A 16,508-nucleotide genomic window follows, 5' to 3' on the forward strand; every position below is an offset into this window, starting at 1 on the left:
ATTGAATTGGTGAAACATGGCAGAATCAACCCTAGCCGCCCCTGCTCGCCGCACTGGGCTGCTCATCATCGCGCTGGCCTACGCCGCATTTGTCGGGCTGGGCCTGATCAACAGCCTGGTGGGCGTGGCCTGGCCTTCGATTCGCGGCACCTTTGGCCTGCCGCTCGACGCGCTGGGCGCGCTGCTGTTCGGCAGCACTGTGGGCTATATGGTCGCCAGCGCGCTGAGCGGGCGGCTGCTGGCCCTGCTGCGCGGCGGCGTGATGCTCAGCCTGAGCTGCGCGCTGGCCGCGCTGGCGCTGCTGGCCTCGGGCGGCGCGCCGGGCTGGGCGGTGCTGGTGGCGCTGGGCGTGCTTTCCGGCGCCAGCGGCGGCGCGATCGACGGCGGGCTGAACGCCTACGCCGCCGCGCACTTCAGCCCGCGCGCAATGAACTGGCTCCATGCCTGCTTCGGCATTGGCGCGACGATTGGGCCGGCGATCATGACGGGCGTGCTGACGCTGGGCCTGACCTGGCGGGCCGGCTATTTCATTGTTGGCGCGCTGCTGCTGCTGCTCGCGCTGGCCTTCGCGCTGACGCGCCAGCTCTGGGCCGGCCCCGCGCCACAGGCGGATGCGTCTGCCCCCGTGCGCGGCGCGCCGCTGCTCGAAACACTGCGCCTGCCAATGACATGGCTGGGTATTCTGCTGTTTTTCGTTTACACCGGCGCAGAAGTTGGTGTGGGCAACTGGGTGTTCAGCCTGCTCACCGAAGAGCGCGGCGTCTCGACCGAAGTGGCCGGCACCTGGGTGAGCCTGTACTGGGCCAGCCTGACGCTCGGGCGGATTGTGTTTGGCGTCGTGGTTGGGCGCGTCTCGCCCACGACACTGCTGCGCGGCAGCATGGTTGCGGCGGCGCTCGGCGCACTGCTGATCTGGCTGAACGTCGCCAACTGGCTGACCTTTGGCGGCATCGCGCTGATGGGCATCGCCTTTGCGCCGCAGTTCCCGCTGCTCATCTCGGCCACGCCCGGCTTTCTTGGCACGCGCCACGCCGACAATGGCGTCGGGCTGGAAGTGGCCTCGGCCAGCGTGGGCGGCGCGCTGCTGCCCAGCCTGATCGGCGTGCTGGCGGCGGCCTACGGGCTGGAAGTGCTTGGCCCGAGCCTGCTGGTGATGACGCTGGCGATGGCGGCGCTGTTCGAGCTGCTGGCACGGCGCATGCGGTGAGCGGTTGACGGGGTGAACGGGTAAGCGCAGAACCAAGAACCAAGAACCGAGAACCAAGAACCGCTGAACTACGGAACCACAGAACCACGGAACCGATAGCAGTCGGCAGTCATCCGAAACATTCAAACTTTCCAACCTGCAACTTGCAACCCTCCGTGCCTCTGTGTCTCTGTGTCTCTGTGGTGAACTATTCCCGTTGTCAGCCGCGCAACCTGCAACCTGCAAACATTCCAACCTGCAACTGGCGTAAGGAGTTCGCATGATCAACCAGGAATCGCTTGACGCCGTCGCGGGCGCGCGCATGGGCGAGCAGTTCGTCCGCCCGCTCTACGCCGACTACAATTTCGCGCAGATTCCGCAGACGGTGCGGCGCTGCCTGGGCCTGAGCGACAGCGGCGGTGTGCCATTTGGCGGGCGCTCCGACCTGCTCCAGCGCTACGATACCGTGGTGCTGCTGTTTATCGACGCCTTTGGCTGGCGCTTTGTCGAACAGTATCTCGGCAGCGCGCCCGCACTGCGCCGCTTTGCGAACGACGGCATGGTCGCCAAAATCACCGCGCAGTTCCCTTCCACCACCGCCGCGCATGTCACCGCCATCCACACCGGCCTGCCGCCCGGCGCAAGCGGCGTGTTCGAGTGGTTTTACTACGAGCCGCAGCTCGACGCGATCATTGCGCCGCTGCTGTTCTCGTTTGCGGGCGACAGCGACCGCGACACGCTGAAGCGCGTGGGCGCGCGCGCCAGCACGCTCTACCCGCGCCAGACCCTCTACCAGGAGCTGAAGCAGAACGGCGTTGCGCCGGCAGTGTTTCAGCACGCATCCTACGCCTTTTCGCCCTACACCAAGCAGGTGGTCGATGGCGCGCATCTCTATTCCTACCGCACCCTGCCCGAGGCGCTAGTGAACATGACGGGCTGGCTGGGCCGGCAGCAGGGGCCGCGCTACGCCTTCCTCTACTTCGACGCGATTGACGCAACATGCCACCGCTACGGGCCAGAATCGCCGCAGGTCGCGGCCGAGATCACGCTGTTCCTGGCGGCGCTGGAGCAACTGCTGCTGCCCGCGCTGGAACGCACGCCCGGCCGCACCCTGCTGCTGCTGACAGCCGACCACGGGCAAACCGCGCTCGACCCCGCGACGGCCTGGTATGTGAACCAGCAATTGCCCGCGCTGGTGCCGCTGCTGCGCACCGACGCAAACGGGCGGGTGCTTGCCCCGGCCGGCTCGTGCCGCGACATGTTTCTGTATGTGCGCGACGAAGCGCTCGACGACGCGCAGGCCATGCTGGCGCAGGCGCTGGCCGGCCGCGCCGAGGTGTGGCGCGCCAGCGACATGATCGCGCAGGGCTTTTTCGGCACTGCCACGCCCTCGCCAGAGTTTCTTGGCCGCGTTGGCAATCTTGTCGTTCTGCCCTACCGTGGTGAAGCGGTGTGGTGGTTCGAGCAGGATCGGTTCGCGCAAAAGCACCGTGGCGCGCACGGCGGCCTCACCGCCGACGAGATGGAAACTGTGCTGCTGGCGCTGCCATTCGGCTAGCGCGACTGTCATCTTCCTTTCATTTTGCACGGCGCGGCCCGTGGTATACTTACGTTCCCTAACGGGGCTTGATGATATTTCACCCGCACCGAAATCGTTCGCCACGCCGCGCTGCACCCACCACCATTTCGGCGCCTGCATAGGAACCCTATGAGCACGCTCGACCTTTTTGTCGTTGGGGTCATTGCCCTGTGCGGCCTGCTCGGCATCTACTGGGGCTTTATTCGCCAGGTGCTTTCGGTGGTGGGGCTGATCGCCGGCCTGGTGCTGGCCAACCGCTATGGCGGGCGCGCCGCCGACGCCATCTCGTCATTCGTCACGAACGACGCGCTGGCGCAGGTGCTGGGCTTTGTGTTTGTGCTGCTGGCGGTGAGCGCGGTGGTGAGCCTGCTGGCGACGCTGCTGCGCCGCTTTGTCGGGCTGCTCTTCCTCGGCTGGCTCGATCACCTGATCGGCGGGGTGCTGGGCGTGCTGCAAGGTGCGCTGGTCTGCACGGTCGTGCTGGTGGTGGCGGCATTTTTCTCTACCGACCTGTTTGCCGGCGCGCTTGAGAAGTCGCGCGTCGCGCCGCAGCTTATGCGCGTGCTTGGCTCGGTGGTGCTGGCATTTCTGCCCGCGCCCTTTCATCTTCCGGTACAGCGCTTGCTATCTGGGGGGTAGCGGGGCTGCAACTCCGAGTTTACAGCGAACGTCAAGTCTGGTAGAATCGTAGGCGTAGAATACACGGCTAGGAGTACATGATTATCGAATCCTCGACATTAGCCCGCCGCGCTGTTGAGCTAGCGGAAGATAAGCAGGCCAGCGACATTGTGATGCTGGATCTGCAGAAGCTCAGCGCCGTTGCCGATTATTTCGTGATCTGCACGGGGGAAAGCGACCGCCAGCTCAAGGCGATTGTCGATTCAATCGACGAAACAATTGGCCGCGAGTTCGGCCGCGACGCCCGCATCGAGGGCACGCCCGACACGGGCTGGGTGCTGCTCGACTATGGCGACGTTGTGGTGCATATCTTCTCAGTCGCATTGCGCGACTTTTATCGTCTCGAACGTCTCTGGAGCAAAGCGACCCCGGTCGTGGTCGTGCAATGAGGGGCCATTATGGAAACCAACCGCAGCAAACGCTATGCCCTGTTCGCCCTCGGCGCAGCGCTGGGTAGCGCATTCGGCCTGATCCTTGGTTCGCTGCTGACGTTCTGGATCGGTGAAGGCACGCTGCGCGCCATCCAGCGCGGCCTGCGCCGCCTCACCGGCGGCGACGATCGGCCGAACTTCGAGATGCTGCTCCAGTAAAAATCGCGCTTCTGCAAGCTCAGCGTTGAGTGTCCGAACGCCGCATGATTCCCTGCCCGGAACTCACCCTGACGCCTCCGAACAGCGCCCAAAGCTTCGCCTTTCACACAGCCACAAAGTAACTGAAGACACCAGGGCAGTATGGCATTCTCAAGCCCTTTGTGTCTTCGTGGTAATCGTTCCTGGCTGCTGTTTTTGAAGGCAGTGCGCTAGAGCTTCGCCTTGCGCTCGTGCTCGTCGCCCACCCACTCGCTTGCGCCGTCGGCCCAGATTTCTTTCTTCCAGATCGGCGCAACCTGCTTGATGCGATCCATGATCTGCTCGGCCGCCTCAAAGGCTTCGTGCCGGTGCGGGGCAGCCACGATGATCAGCACCGCCGCTTCGCCAATTTCCAGCCGCCCGATGCGATGATGAATGGCGATCGGGCCGGTGCCCCACTGCGCGCGCGCTTCTTCGGCCAGCTGCGCCAGCACCTTCACCGCCATTGGCGCAAAGGCCTCGTACTCCAGAAAGGCGGTTGCGCGGCCGCCGAAATTGTTGCGCACAATCCCCGTGAAGCTCACCACCGCGCCCATGTCGGGGGCGGCTACCAGCGGCAGGAGCGGCGTGGCGTCGAGCGGCGCGTTGCTGATATGGAAAAAGGGCGTTGTCATCGCTTCCAGCCTTTCCCTTCACGCTGCGTCGGCGGCATGCGAGCGCCCGCCGCTGACCGGGGGAATAAACGCGATCTCGTCGCCGCTGTGCAGCTCGGTTTCGGGCGTGCCATACTCTTCGTTGACGGCAAAGAGCAACCGGCGGCGATACGGCTCCAGCCGCGGGTAGCGCGCCGTTAGCTCGTCCCACAGCGTGCCGACGGTCGCGCCATCGGGCAGCTCAAGCGTTTCCTGCTGGCGGCCAGTGATGTCGCGGTGGCCGGCAAAATAGCGAACCGTTACCTGCATGCTTCCCATTCCTATGCTGCGGCGCGCACCGGCACGCCCTGCCCGGCCAGGTAGTTCTTCACATCCCCGACCGTATACTGCCCAAAGTGGAAGATCGACGCCGCCAGCACTGCGTCGGCCTGGCCGTCGCGCAAGCCGGCCAGCATATGCTCTGGCCCGCCCACCCCGCCCGACGCAATCACCGGCACGCCCACCTGCGCGGAAATTGCGCGCAGCAGCGCCAGATCGTAGCCGCTGCCGGTGCCGTCGGCATCCATGCTGTTGATCACCAGCTCGCCCGCGCCCAGCTCCACGCCGCGCCGCGCCCACTCAATCGCGTCCAGCCCGGTCGGGCGGGCGTTTGCGCCGGTGTGGGTGAACACGGCCCATTGCAGGGGCGCAGCATGCTGCGCCCCTGCAATGGGCACGCGCCGCGCGTCGATCGAGAGCACGATACACTGCGAGCCAAAGCGCTTGGCGCCTTCTTCGATCAGCTGTGGGTTGAGCACAGCGGCAGTGTTGATCGAAATTTTGTCGGCCCCGGCGCGCAGCATACGGTACATGTCCTCGGTGCTGCGGATGCCGCCGCCGACCGTGAGCGGGATGAAAACCTGCGCGGCGGTGCGCTCGACCACCTCGGCCATGATCGCGCGCTCGTCGCTGCTGGCGGTGATGTCGTAGAACACCAGCTCGTCGGCGCCAGCCGCGTCGTAGGCGGCTGCCAGCGCCACCGGGTCGCCAGCGTCGCGGTGGTTGAGAAAGGACACGCCCTTTACGACGCGCCCATTTTTGACATCCAGACAAGGGATGATGCGGCGTGTCAGCATCGCTTACTGCCCCGTTTTCTCGCTCGCGTCGCCGCCGCGCTCGATCTGCTCGGCCTTGAACTGCTCAAGCTGGCTGCGCAGCGTGGTTGCCAGCGCATCGACAAAGCGCATATTGCCGCGCTCAAGGTCGGTCATATACTGGCTGTGCACCTGCTGCACCTGCTCGAAGCGCGTAGCATTGCGCGCCAGGCGCTGCTCGATATCGCGCACCCATACGTCCAGCCGCTCCAGCCATGCGTTGATCTGGCGGTAGTGCTGCTCGTCGGTTTCCTGCAGCGCCACAACTTTGTCTTCCTGCTGGTGGCGCAATTCTTCAAGCCGCTCCTGGTTCATCAGGAAGCGCTCGGTCGATACGCGCTCGACGCGCTTGGTTTCGTTGATCATCTCGGGCAGGCGCGCGTTGATGCCTTCGATCTGCTCGGGCAGGTGTACGGTTAGCCCTTCGATATACTGGCGGATCTCGTCCAGCCGCGTGATGCGGCTATGGTGGTCGTCGAGGATGGCGCGCACATCGACCACAAGCTGCTGCGCTTCGACGGCCTGGCGGCGCAGGCTTTGCTTTTCGATCTGCAGATCTTCGGCCAGCTTGCGGCTTTCGGCGCGCACCTGCTCGTCGGCGGCATACAGCCCTTCGAGCTGGCCAGCGAGCCCACGGTGGCGCTCTTCGCCTTCGCGGATCTGGGCCTGCCAGGTCAGCGTGCGCTGCTCCAGCTCTTCAATCCGCACCAGCCAGCTCGCCACCGCGTCGCGATCCTGCCGGCGCGCTTCGCCAAGCTGGTGGATCTGCGTTTGAATTTCGCGCAGCGGCTTGCTGCCCTCGTCGACCTTGATCAGCGCGCCGGCCACTTCTTTGCGCAGGTTGGCAATATCGCGCCGGTAGCCGTCGAGCGACTGGCTAACCTCCTGGCGGTAGCGCTCGAACAGGCCCTCGGTCTGCGCGGCGGTCGCTTCGACTTTGCGCACCTGCTCCATGGCCCAGTTGTATTTGTTGGTCTGGTCCTTGATCAGGCGGCGCAGTTCGTCGATCTGGCCTTGCAGGTAGACGATCTGCGATTGCTCGGCGGCGCGCAGGCGCTCTTCTTCATATTTGCTGGTGACGTTGTTCGGCTTGTTGGTCATGCTGACTCCGATTGCGGATGGTGAATGCAGGCCGGCTGGCCCGCGTCGATGTTTTGGGTTTGCGGGTTATTTCGTGGCGGCAATCGCGTCGGCGAGCTTGAGGTCGCCAGTGTAGAGTGCCTTGCCGACAATCACTGCGTCGACGCCCAGGCCAGCCAGGCGCTCGATATGCGTCAACTGGCCCACGCCGCCAGAGGCAATGATCGCCGGGCCGCCGGGCCGCACCAGCGCGCCAATCGCGCCAAAATTCGGCTCGGAAAGCGTGCCGTCGCGCGCAATGTCGGTATAAATAATGTGGCGCACGCCCAGCGTCGCCATGTGATCGACCAGTGCCGTGGCCGTCACCTGCGACTGGGTGGTCCAGCCGTCGGTGGCGACAATGCCGTCGCGCGCATCCACGCCAATGGCGATCTCGTCGCCATAGCGCTCGACCAGGCGCGCAACCAGCGCGGGCTGCTGCACGGCGGCGGTGCCAAGCACCACGCGCGCCACGCCCAAACCCAGCGCGGCCAGAACCGCCTTTTCGTCGCGCAGGCCGCCGCCGATCTGGATGGGCACCGGCACCGACTGCACAATCGAAAGGATCACGTCGGTGTTGACGGGGTGGCCTTCGCGCGCGCCATCCAGATCGACCACGTGGATCATGTATGCGCCTTGTTCAGCCCAGCGCCTGGCGACCGCAGCCGGGTCGTTGTCGTACACCGTCATGCGCGCGAAATCGCCCTGGTAAAGCCGCACGCACTTCCCGTCTTTGATGTCAATGGCAGGAATAATTTTCATCGGCAGCACTCACACAGCGGGCTGCGGGCCATCAACAAACGGCGCTGCGGCTTCGTGCTGCGCTACGGCTGCTGACTGGCTGCGTGCCCAGGTTACAAAGTTGGTTAGCAGTTGCAGGCCCCAACGCCCACTTTTTTCGGGGTGGAATTGCACCGCAGCCAGGTTTTCGCGCACCAGTGCGCTGGGAAAGGCGAGGCCGTAGTCGGTTCGCGCCGCGACTATGCCAGGGTCGGTCAGGTCGCAGTAGTAGGAGTGTACGAAATAGAAATCGCTGTTGTCGGGAATGCCGACGAAGAGCGGATGCGCGCCAAAGCCCGGCCCAAAGGCCAGCTGGTTCCAGCCGATCTGTGGCACTTTCTGCCCGTCGGGCAGGCGCCGCACGCTGCCGCCTACCACGCCCAGGCAGGGGTGCGGGCCGAACTCTTCGCTGGTGTCGCACAGCACCTGCATGCCCACGCAGATGCCCAGAAAGGGCTTGTTGGCGCGTACGCTGGCGCGGATCGGCTCGATCAGGCCCAGGCGCTCCAAACTCTGCATGGTGTCAAGCGTCGCGCCGACGCCGGGCAGCACCACAATTGGCGCACCGAGCACGTCGGCAGGGTCGCTGGTGACATGGAGCGGCGCACCCACATGCGTGAGCGCGCGCACAACGCTGCGCAAATTGCCGGCCCCATAGTCGATCACGGCGATTGGGCGTTCGGTTTCTGTATTCATAGGCGTGTATTATACCATTTCCCAGCTAGGACGCCTGCCAGACGCGGAAGCTCGCGGTTTGCGCAATGCAGGCGACATGCTCAAAATTCGCGTGTAATAGCTGGTCGTAGCGCAGAAATGCGTTCGCTACCAGCGTGAAGTGGCCGCCGGGCCGCAGCGCCCGCCGCGTCTGCGCAACGAACGCACGCGCCACCGCGTAGTCGATCGCCTTGCCAACGTGGAAGGGCGGGTTGCTCAGCACTGCGTCGTAGGTGCCGGCCGGGCCGGGCGGAACGCCATCGGCGGCGCGGGTTTGCGCGTTTGTAATGCCGTTGCGCGCCAGTGTTTCAGCCGCCGAGGCCACGGCTAGCAGGTTGGCGTCGGCCAGGTCGGCGTGGGCCGCGCCCATGCGCGCCGCCAGCGCACCAATCACGCCCGCGCCACAGCCCAGATCGAGCACGCGCGCACCAGTGGGCGCGGCAACTGTTTCGAGCAGCAGCTGCGTGCCGGCGTCCAGCCGGTCGTGCGCGAACACGCCCGCCAGGCTGCAAATCTGCACGCGCTGCCCGCGCAGTTCCACCACAAATTCGCGCCATGTGCCGGGCGCAATGCCGGGCGACCCTGCCCACTCCGGCAGCGGGCCATCGCTCGGCGCGCGCAACGCCTCGCTCACGCGGCAACCCTGCCGGTAGGCCCGCACCGGCGCGGCGCCAAATAGCTCGGCGGCATCGGCAATGATCGAGCGAACGCCTTCATCGTTCGCGCCGGCCAGCCAGAGCGCGCCGCCCGGCGCGAGCGCGTGCCACGCTTCGAGCAGCCAGCGCCGCGCCAGCTTGCGGTCGGGCGGGGCCAGCAGCACGGCGCACCCGCAGCGGCCAGCCCATTCCGGCAGCACGCTTGTGCCTTCCAGCACGGTGGCGTTGCCAATGCCGTTTGCCGCCAGCGTGCGCCGCGCCATGTCCAGCGCGATGCAGTTCGGGCTTGCCAGCAGCACGTGGCTGGCCGGGCTGCGCAGCGCCAGCGCCGCGCCCAGCGCGCCCGGGTTGCCGCCAAGCACGAGCGTGGTGCCGGGCAGCGATGGTACTTCTTCGTACAGCAGGTGGTCGGCCGGGCTGGGAGCCTCCCAGTGCGGGATGCCCGGCTTTGTAATGAGCTGCAGCGCCTGCGCGCCAAAGCGCACGCCGGTTGTGCGCGGCTGCTCGTAAGGCGCGTCGCGGTCGCTCATGAGCTAGAAAATTGGGTGGCGGTCGAGCGTGCGCTGGATGAGCGTTGTCAGATCGGGCTCGGCGGTATTGGCCGGGCCAAGCGGGTCATCCACCGTTGGGCGGCCCAGCATGGTCTGCAAAGTCGCCACCACGCCGCCGGCCAGCGCGGGCAGGCTGTAGCCGCCTTCGAGCACAAACACGATCCGCCCGCCGCACAGCTCGTCGGCCAGCGCCATCAGCCGCTGCGTCAGCATGCCATAGCCCGCAATCGAGAGCGACAGCGGGCCAAGCGGGTCGTCCCAGTGCGCGTCGTAGCCGGCCGACACCAGGATCATATCGGGCGAGTAGCGACGCACCGCCGGCAGCACAACCTTGTCGTACATCTGCGCGAAGCCCATATCGCCGGTGCGGTAGGGCAGCGGCAGGTTGAGCGTGGTGCCGTAGCCGTCTTCAATGCCAACCTCACCCTCGCCGCCAGTGCCGGGGTAGAGTGGCGAGGCGTGGGTCGAGCAGAAGAACACGGTGCTATCGTCGTAGAAGCAATCTTGCGTGCCGTTGCCGTGGTGCACATCGAAATCGACTATCGCAACGCGGCTGAGGCCGTGGCGCAGAAAGGCGTGGCGTGCAGCCACCGCAACATTATTGAAGAAGCAGAAACCCATGGGCTGGCTGGGCGTGGCGTGGTGGCCGGGCGGGCGGCTAAGCGAAAAGGCGTTGCTGGCGCGGCCCTCGGCCACGGCATCGACTGCCGCAATCGCCGCCCCAGCCGACATGCACGCGGCCTCCCAGGTCTGGCGCGTGGTGTAAGTATCGACGCCGAACCAGGCATTGTCCTGCGTCGAGGTCCAGCGCACGGTTTCGACCAAACGCCGGTCGTGAACAGCCTGCAGCTGCGACTCGGTTGCTGGTGCTGTTGGAAGAAGAAGCAGCTCATCGCGCAGCCCGCTCTCGCTAAGCGCCGCCTCGATCGCCTGGAGGCGGGTTTTGCGCTCGACGTGGCTGGGCTCGTCGTGGGCTTCGTGGAGCGGGTTGAGCGTAATGGCTGTCGTCATAAGCGTTACGCTTTTCTTTCTGCGGTGGGTAACCGCGCCATTATAGCATATGCGCGCTGGCGCAACCGCGTGCTTCCAACCAGGAATGATCGTTTTCCGCTGCGGCCTACGCATAGATGTTGGAAGCTGCGCCGCACGCCTCGAATGTGCTGGTATGCAAGCAGAGTTGCATCACAGCATATCGGCTGCGCGGGCGCGTGCTATAATGATCTCCCCACCAGAACGGTATGTTTGGCAACTGTCGGCCACGCGACGCGCGGAGGAGGCTGCTGGATGTTGAGCTTGCGTTTGCTTGGCGCTCCGTCGATTTTGCATGAAGGGCGCGAACTGTATCTGCCCGCGCAGAAAGCGCAGGCACTGTTGCTGTTCCTGGCCGCCGAAAGCGAACGGAGCTTTTCGCGCAGCCAGATTATTGCGCTGCTGTGGGAAGACAGCGCCGAGCGCGAAGGCCGCAACAGCCTGAGCACCGCGCTCACCCGCCTGCGGCAGGCGCTGCCGCTGTTCCCGCTGCGCGCCGAGGGCGATACGCTCGCCTGGCAGGCCAGCGCCGAGGTCTGGGCCGACCTGCACGCGTTTCAGGCGGCCATTCTGGCGGCAAACCGCAGCAGCGCCACGCCCGGGCAGCGCATCGAGCTGCTGGAACAGGCGGCCGGCCTGTATCGCGGCAGCTTTCTGGATGGCTTTGGCGTGCGCGACAGCGCAGGCTACGACGAATGGCTGCGCCTGGAGCGCGAGCGCTGGCAGCAGCGCTGGCTCAACGCGCTCGACCAGCTGATCGAGGCGTATACCGCGCAGGGAAGCTGGGATCGCGCGCTTCAGCACGCCCGCAGTGCCATGAATGCCGACCCGCTGCAAGAGCGTTTTCACCGGGCGCTGATGCGGCTGCACTACCAGGCCGGCGACCGCGCCGCCGCGCTGGCACAGTTCCGCGCTTGCCGCGATGTGCTTGAGCGCGAGCTGGGCGTCGAGCCCGACCCCGAAACAACCGCGCTGTACCAGGCGATTGCCGCTGGCTCGCTGGATCGGGCCAGCCGCGCCGTTGCCGCGCCGCCGCCCACTCCTGCACCCGCCCCTGCTCCCGCACCTGCCAGCGGGCGGCTTGCTGCGCGCCTCCAATCGGCGCGGCGGCGCAGCTTTGTGGGCCGCAGCGGCGAGCTGGCCGCCTTTGCCGCCGCGCTGGCCGACGCCGAGCCGCCTTTTGCGGTGCTGCATGTGTATGGCCCCGGCGGCGTGGGCAAAAGCACCCTGCTGGCCGAATATGCGCGCCTGTGCGCCGAAGCCGGCACGCCCGCCACCACGCTCGACGGGCGCAACATTCAGCCCACGCCCGATGGCTTTGTAAACGCCTTGCGCGAGGCCCTGAACGACCCCGGCGCGCCCGATACCCTGCCCGATCGTTATGTCCTGCTGGTCGATACCTACGAGCTGCTGGCACCGCTCGACGCCTGGCTGCGCGACCAGTTTCTGCCACAGTTGCCGAGCGAGGCCATGGTTGTGCTGGCCGGGCGCAACCCACCCAACGCCGGCTGGCGTGTCGACCCGGGCTGGCAGGAAATGACGCAGTCGCTGCAGCTTGGCAACCTGAGCGAAGCCGAGGCCGCCGACTACCTGCAGCGGCGCAGCATTCCTGCCGAGCAGCGCAGCGCCGTGCTGCAGTTTACGCATGGCTACCCGCTGGCGCTCTCGCTTGCCGTCGAGCTATTGCTGCAGCGCCCGGGCCAGCAATTCGAAAGCGTGGCCTCGCCCGATATTGTGCGCGCGCTGATCGAGCGCTTTGCCGCCAGCGTGCCGAGTGTGGCGCACCGCGCCGCGCTGGAAGCCTGCTCGCAGGTGCGCGTGATGAGCGAGCCGCTGCTGGCGGCCATGCTCGATGCACCCGAGGCGCGCGAGCTGTTCGAGTGGCTGCGCGACCTGTCGTTTATTTCGGCGGGGCCGCGGGGCATTTTCGCGCACGACCTGGCGCGCGAGGCGCTGGCCGCCGACCTGAAGTGGCGCAACCCGCCCTGGCACCACGAGCTGCATGGCCGCGCGCGCGGCTTCTACATGGCCGCGTTCGAGCGCAGCCACGGCCACGACCAGCACCTGATGCTGCTCGACCTGATTTTCCTGCACGACAACCCGCTGATCCGCTCGGCGTTCAGCTGGAACGATGTTGCCGGCCTGCGCGAAGATTCGCCTGGCACTGCCGACTGGCCCGCGCTGATCGAGATGGTGCGCCGCCACGAAGGCGAGCCATCGGCGCTGATTGCGGCGCGCTGGTTCAGCCGCCAGCCGCAGGGCGTGCAGGTGTTTCGCAACGGCAGCGGCGCGGTGACGGGCTTCAACTGCTTTGTGACGCTGCGGCCCGAAGAGCGCGAGTGGAGCATGTTCGACCCGTGCGCAGCCGCGATCTGGCAATTCCTCGACACGCGCGCGCCGCTGCTGCCGGGCCAGCTGGTCGCCGTTGATCGCTTCTGGATGGACACCGACAGCTACCAGAGCCTTTCACCAACCCAGGGCATGGTGTTTGTGAACGCCACGCGCTATGTGCTCACCACGCCCGATCTGGCCTACACCTTCTATGTGTGGAAAAACGCCGACCAGTGGCGCATGGCCGCCGAGCAGGTGCTGTTCGAGCGCGTCGAGGCGGTTGATTTCACGGTGGGCCACGAAAAATTCTGCGTGTTTATGCGCGACTGGGTGACGACGCCAACCGCGGCGTGGCTGGATGCGCTGGCCGCGCGCGAAACCGACTGAGATTGTGATAATATGTACGCACTGATTGGTGAATAACACAAAGGTGCGTTTATGACACGCTCCCGATTTCGTACATTTGCCTGGGCCGCGCTGGCCTACAACCTCGTGGTGATCCTGTGGGGCGCATATGTGCGCGCTTCGGGCTCGGGCGCGGGCTGCGGCAGCCACTGGCCGCTCTGCAATGGGCAGATCATCCCGCAGGAGCCCGCCGTCACCACCATGGTCGAATACGCCCACCGCCTGAGCAGCGGCGTGGCACTGCTGCTGGCGATTGCCGGGCTGGTGTGGGCCTGGCGCGCCTACCCGCGCGGCCATGCAGTGCGCCTGGGCGCGGGCATGACGATGTTCTTTATGATCACCGAGGCGCTGGTGGGCGCGGGCCTGGTGCTGCTGGGCCTGACCGACAAGAACGACTCGGCGGCGCGCGCCGTTTCGCTTGGCATCCACCTTGTAAATACGTTCCTGCTGCTGGCCGCGCTGGTGCTGACGGCCTGGTGGGCTTCGGGCGGAGCGCGCGTGCGGCTGCGCGGGCAAGGCGCGGTGCTGGGTATGTTCGCGGTGGCGCTGCTGGGCGCAATTGCCGTTGGTGCCACCGGCGCAGTTACCGCGCTGGGCGATACGCTATTCCCCGCGCAGTCGCTGGCGCAGGGCTTGCAGCAGGATCTTTCGCCAACCGCGCACTTCCTCATTCAGCTGCGCGTGGTTCACCCCATTCTGGCTGTGCTGGTGGGCGCGTTCGCGATTGCCACCGGCTGGTTCGCGGCGGCCCGGCGGCCCGGCCCGGCCATGCGCACGTTCGCCCGCGTGCTGTTTGGTATTTTCATTGCGCAATTGGTGATTGGCGTGCTGAATGTGGCGCTGCTCGCGCCCGTGGCCATGCAGCTTATCCACCTGCTGATGGCCGACATGGTCTGGCTCACGCTGGTGCTGGCCGCCGCCACCGCCCTGGCCGAGCCGGCCGATGCGCGGGTGGGTGTGTTCGCCGGCGAGGCGCAAACCGCGTTGTAGGTTGGAATGTTCGCAGGTTGCAGGTTGCGCGGCCGACGAACGACGACCGACGGCAGGATTTTTCACCGCGAAGGGCGCGAAGGGCGCAAAGGGTTGCAAGTTGCAGGTTGGAAAGTTTGAAGGTTTTGTTTACTGCCCACTGCCGACTGCCGACTGCCGACTGTTCGGTTCTGTGCCTCCTGCCGACTGCCGACTGTTCGGTTCTGTGCCTCCTGCCGACTGCCTACTGCCGACTGTTCGGTTCTGTGCCCCCTGCCGACTGCCGACTGCCTACTGCCTACTGCCTACTGCCTACTGCCGACTGTTCGGTTCTGTGCCCACTGCCTACTGCCTCCTGCCGACTGCCTACTGCCGACTGTTCGGTTCTGTGCCTCCTGCCGACTGCCGACTGTTTGGTTCTCGGTTCTACGCTCTGCGCTCACCCCGTCACCCCGTCACCCCTTCACCCACTCATCGCTGCCCGCAATCCGTTTCGCGCAGCTCTGCGTACCCATAGCAGCGAAACGAGGAGCGAGCGCCATGCGCGGTGTGAAAAAGCAGGATCTCCCCACTAAAATCTGCCCGGTGTGCGGCCGGCCCTTTGTGTGGCGCAAGAAGTGGGCGCGCCACTGGGACGAAGTGCGCTACTGCAGCGATGCCTGCCGCCGCCGCCGATCCGCCCGCCCGGCCACGCCATGAGCGCCAACATGCGCCGCGAGTTCAGTTCGCGCGATGAGCTTGTGGCCTACCTGCGCGCCGAGTTCCCCGCAGCCACCGCCCACGACGACCACGTCAGCCCGATGCGGGGCGGGCGCGCCGCCGCCGATGCCCTGCTCGAACCGCTCGACCCGCAGCTCTACGCCCGCACGCGCAGCTACCTCGCCGGCGCGGTCACCCGCCTTTCGCCCTACCTGCGCCACGGCGTGCTGAGCCTGGCCGAAATGCGCGACGCGGCGGTGCGGCGCGTGCGCCGGGCGCAACTGGCCGCCAAGCTGGTGAACGAGCTGGCCTGGCGCGATTATTTCCAGCGCCTTTACGCGCGTATTGGCGACGGCATCTGGCGCGATCAGGAGTTCTACAAAACCGGCTTCGCGCCGGGCGATTACGCGCCCGAGTTGCCGGCCGACATTGCCGAGGGTCGCACCGGCCTGCCCTGCATCGACGGTTTTGTGGCCGAGCTGTGCGCCACTGGCTACATCCACAACCATGCGCGCATGTGGCTGGCCGCCTATGTCGTCCACTGGCGGCGGGTGGCATGGCAGGCCGGCGCGCGCTGGTTCCTCCAGCACCTGCTCGACGGCGACCCCGCCAGCAACAACATGTCGTGGCAGTGGGTCGCCAGCACCTTCAGCCACAAACCCTATATTTTCAACCGCGAGAACCTCGAACGCTACAGCGACGCGATCTACTGCTTCGAGTGCCCGCTCTACGGGCATTGCGATTTTGAAGGCAGCTACGACGAGCTTGAGGCGGTTCTGTTTCCGCTGCGCCCCACCGAGGAAGGAGCCGCCGATGCCGGCCAGTGACACAATCGTCTGGGTGCACGGCGATTGCCTCAGCCCGGGCGGCCCGGCCCTGCTGGCGCACCCCGACGCGCCCGCGCTGTGGGTGTGGGACGACGCGCTGCTCGACGAGTGGGGCGTGAGCCTGAAGCGCGTGGTGTTTATTTACGAATGCCTGCTGGAGCTGCCGGTTGCGATTCGGCGCGGCGACGTTGCGGCCGAGCTGCTGGCCTTTGCGCGCGAACACGGCGCGGGCCGCATTGTTACAGCCGAAAGCCCCAGCCCGCGCTTTGCCGCCATCTGCGCCGCGCTTGAGCGCGAGCTGGCCGTGGAAATCCTGCCCGTCGAGCCGCTGATCGCCTACACCGGGCGGCTCGATCTGCGGCGTTTTGCGCGCTACTGGCAGGTCGCGCAGCGCTACGCTTTCGGCCAGCTTCCCCTGTTTGGCTGAACACGCAGGCACAAAAACGCCGCGCCACGCATTCGTGACGCAGCGAGTGCGGCGAAGCGTGGAGCGGTGCGCGCGCCGGCCAGAGCCGGCTCAGGCAGCTTCCTCACATCAGGTTCTGCGAAGATACGATGAGACAGTCGGGGGCTCATCTCGCTGCTTTCTGATACAGCGAGTATAGAGGGCAGCTATAAATTTTTGATGAA

At 66.1% G+C, this 16,508-nt stretch carries 18 protein-coding genes; 10 read left to right on the forward strand and 8 right to left on the reverse strand.

Annotation, left to right across the window (positions count from 1 at the left end; genetic code table 11):
* Window positions 1–16 precede the first annotated feature (16 nt).
* The 5 genes from M1P90_RS22080 (at window position 17) to M1P90_RS22100 (ending at window position 4,033) form a co-directional block, all read left to right on the forward strand.
* Window positions 17–1,207 (forward strand): MFS transporter, encoded by a 1,191-nt coding sequence (locus M1P90_RS22080; protein ID WP_483697552.1) that lies wholly within the window; start codon window positions 17–19, stop codon window positions 1,205–1,207.
* Between the two features lie 259 nt (window positions 1,208–1,466).
* Window positions 1,467–2,744, forward strand: coding sequence for an alkaline phosphatase family protein (locus M1P90_RS22085; protein ID WP_483697553.1), 1,278 nt, complete (start codon window positions 1,467–1,469; stop codon window positions 2,742–2,744).
* A gap of 150 nt (window positions 2,745–2,894) precedes the next feature.
* Window positions 2,895–3,404, forward strand: coding sequence for a CvpA family protein (locus M1P90_RS22090; protein ID WP_483697554.1), 510 nt, complete (start codon window positions 2,895–2,897; stop codon window positions 3,402–3,404).
* 77 nt (window positions 3,405–3,481) lie between these two features.
* Window positions 3,482–3,832, forward strand: coding sequence for a ribosome silencing factor (rsfS, locus tag M1P90_RS22095; protein WP_483697555.1), 351 nt, complete (start codon window positions 3,482–3,484; stop codon window positions 3,830–3,832).
* Window positions 3,833–3,841: 9 nt separating this feature from the next.
* Window positions 3,842–4,033: a hypothetical protein gene (locus M1P90_RS22100; protein WP_483697556.1), complete on the forward strand. Its 192-nt coding sequence runs from the start codon at window positions 3,842–3,844 to the stop codon at window positions 4,031–4,033.
* Window positions 4,034–4,242: 209 nt separating this feature from the next.
* Here the strand turns inward: M1P90_RS22100 and M1P90_RS22105 are convergent, their stop codons facing one another.
* From M1P90_RS22105 to M1P90_RS22140, 8 genes are all read right to left on the reverse strand, one after another.
* On the reverse strand, window positions 4,243–4,686 hold the full coding sequence (locus M1P90_RS22105) for a molybdenum cofactor biosynthesis protein MoaE (protein ID WP_483697558.1): 444 nt from the start codon (window positions 4,684–4,686) through the stop codon (window positions 4,243–4,245).
* A gap of 18 nt (window positions 4,687–4,704) precedes the next feature.
* Entirely contained in the window at window positions 4,705–4,974 is a 270-nt protein-coding gene (gene moaD, locus M1P90_RS22110) for a molybdopterin converting factor subunit 1 (RefSeq protein WP_483697559.1), read from the reverse strand.
* A gap of 11 nt (window positions 4,975–4,985) precedes the next feature.
* Complete coding sequence (gene hisF, locus M1P90_RS22115; protein WP_483697560.1) at window positions 4,986–5,780, reverse strand: imidazole glycerol phosphate synthase subunit HisF; 795 nt, start codon at window positions 5,778–5,780, stop codon at window positions 4,986–4,988.
* A gap of 3 nt (window positions 5,781–5,783) precedes the next feature.
* Entirely contained in the window at window positions 5,784–6,899 is a 1,116-nt protein-coding gene (locus M1P90_RS22120; protein ID WP_483697561.1) for a hypothetical protein, read from the reverse strand.
* A 66-nt stretch (window positions 6,900–6,965) separates the two neighbouring features.
* A complete protein-coding gene (gene hisA, locus M1P90_RS22125; RefSeq protein WP_483697562.1) occupies window positions 6,966–7,679 on the reverse strand; it encodes a 1-(5-phosphoribosyl)-5-[(5-phosphoribosylamino)methylideneamino]imidazole-4-carboxamide isomerase in 714 nt (237 codons plus the stop codon).
* Between the two features lie 9 nt (window positions 7,680–7,688).
* Window positions 7,689–8,393: an imidazole glycerol phosphate synthase subunit HisH gene (gene hisH / locus M1P90_RS22130; protein WP_483697563.1), complete on the reverse strand. Its 705-nt coding sequence runs from the start codon at window positions 8,391–8,393 to the stop codon at window positions 7,689–7,691.
* A gap of 25 nt (window positions 8,394–8,418) precedes the next feature.
* Complete coding sequence (locus M1P90_RS22135; protein ID WP_483697564.1) at window positions 8,419–9,597, reverse strand: methyltransferase; 1,179 nt, start codon at window positions 9,595–9,597, stop codon at window positions 8,419–8,421.
* Window positions 9,598–9,600: 3 nt separating this feature from the next.
* Window positions 9,601–10,629, reverse strand: a complete 1,029-nt coding sequence (locus M1P90_RS22140; RefSeq protein ID WP_483697566.1) for a histone deacetylase family protein — start codon at window positions 10,627–10,629, stop codon at window positions 9,601–9,603.
* 273 nt (window positions 10,630–10,902) lie between these two features.
* On the opposite strand from M1P90_RS22140, the gene M1P90_RS22145 reads away from it, so the two are divergent.
* The 5 genes from M1P90_RS22145 (at window position 10,903) to M1P90_RS22165 (ending at window position 16,305) form a co-directional block, all read left to right on the forward strand.
* Window positions 10,903–13,365, forward strand: a complete 2,463-nt coding sequence (locus M1P90_RS22145; RefSeq protein ID WP_483697568.1) for an AfsR/SARP family transcriptional regulator — start codon at window positions 10,903–10,905, stop codon at window positions 13,363–13,365.
* A 51-nt stretch (window positions 13,366–13,416) separates the two neighbouring features.
* Complete coding sequence (locus M1P90_RS22150) at window positions 13,417–14,373, forward strand: COX15/CtaA family protein (RefSeq protein ID WP_483697569.1); 957 nt, start codon at window positions 13,417–13,419, stop codon at window positions 14,371–14,373.
* 519 nt (window positions 14,374–14,892) lie between these two features.
* Window positions 14,893–15,051 (forward strand): DUF2256 domain-containing protein, encoded by a 159-nt coding sequence (locus M1P90_RS22155; RefSeq protein WP_483697570.1) that lies wholly within the window; start codon window positions 14,893–14,895, stop codon window positions 15,049–15,051.
* A gap of 8 nt (window positions 15,052–15,059) precedes the next feature.
* Window positions 15,060–15,878 (forward strand): FAD-binding domain-containing protein, encoded by an 819-nt coding sequence (locus tag M1P90_RS22160; RefSeq protein ID WP_483697571.1) that lies wholly within the window; start codon window positions 15,060–15,062, stop codon window positions 15,876–15,878.
* Complete coding sequence (locus M1P90_RS22165) at window positions 15,865–16,305, forward strand: hypothetical protein (protein ID WP_483697572.1); 441 nt, start codon at window positions 15,865–15,867, stop codon at window positions 16,303–16,305. Before M1P90_RS22160 ends, M1P90_RS22165 begins: the two co-directional genes overlap by 14 nt.
* Window positions 16,306–16,508 lie beyond the last annotated feature (203 nt).

The organism is Kouleothrix sp. 19917, from assembly GCF_057073505.1.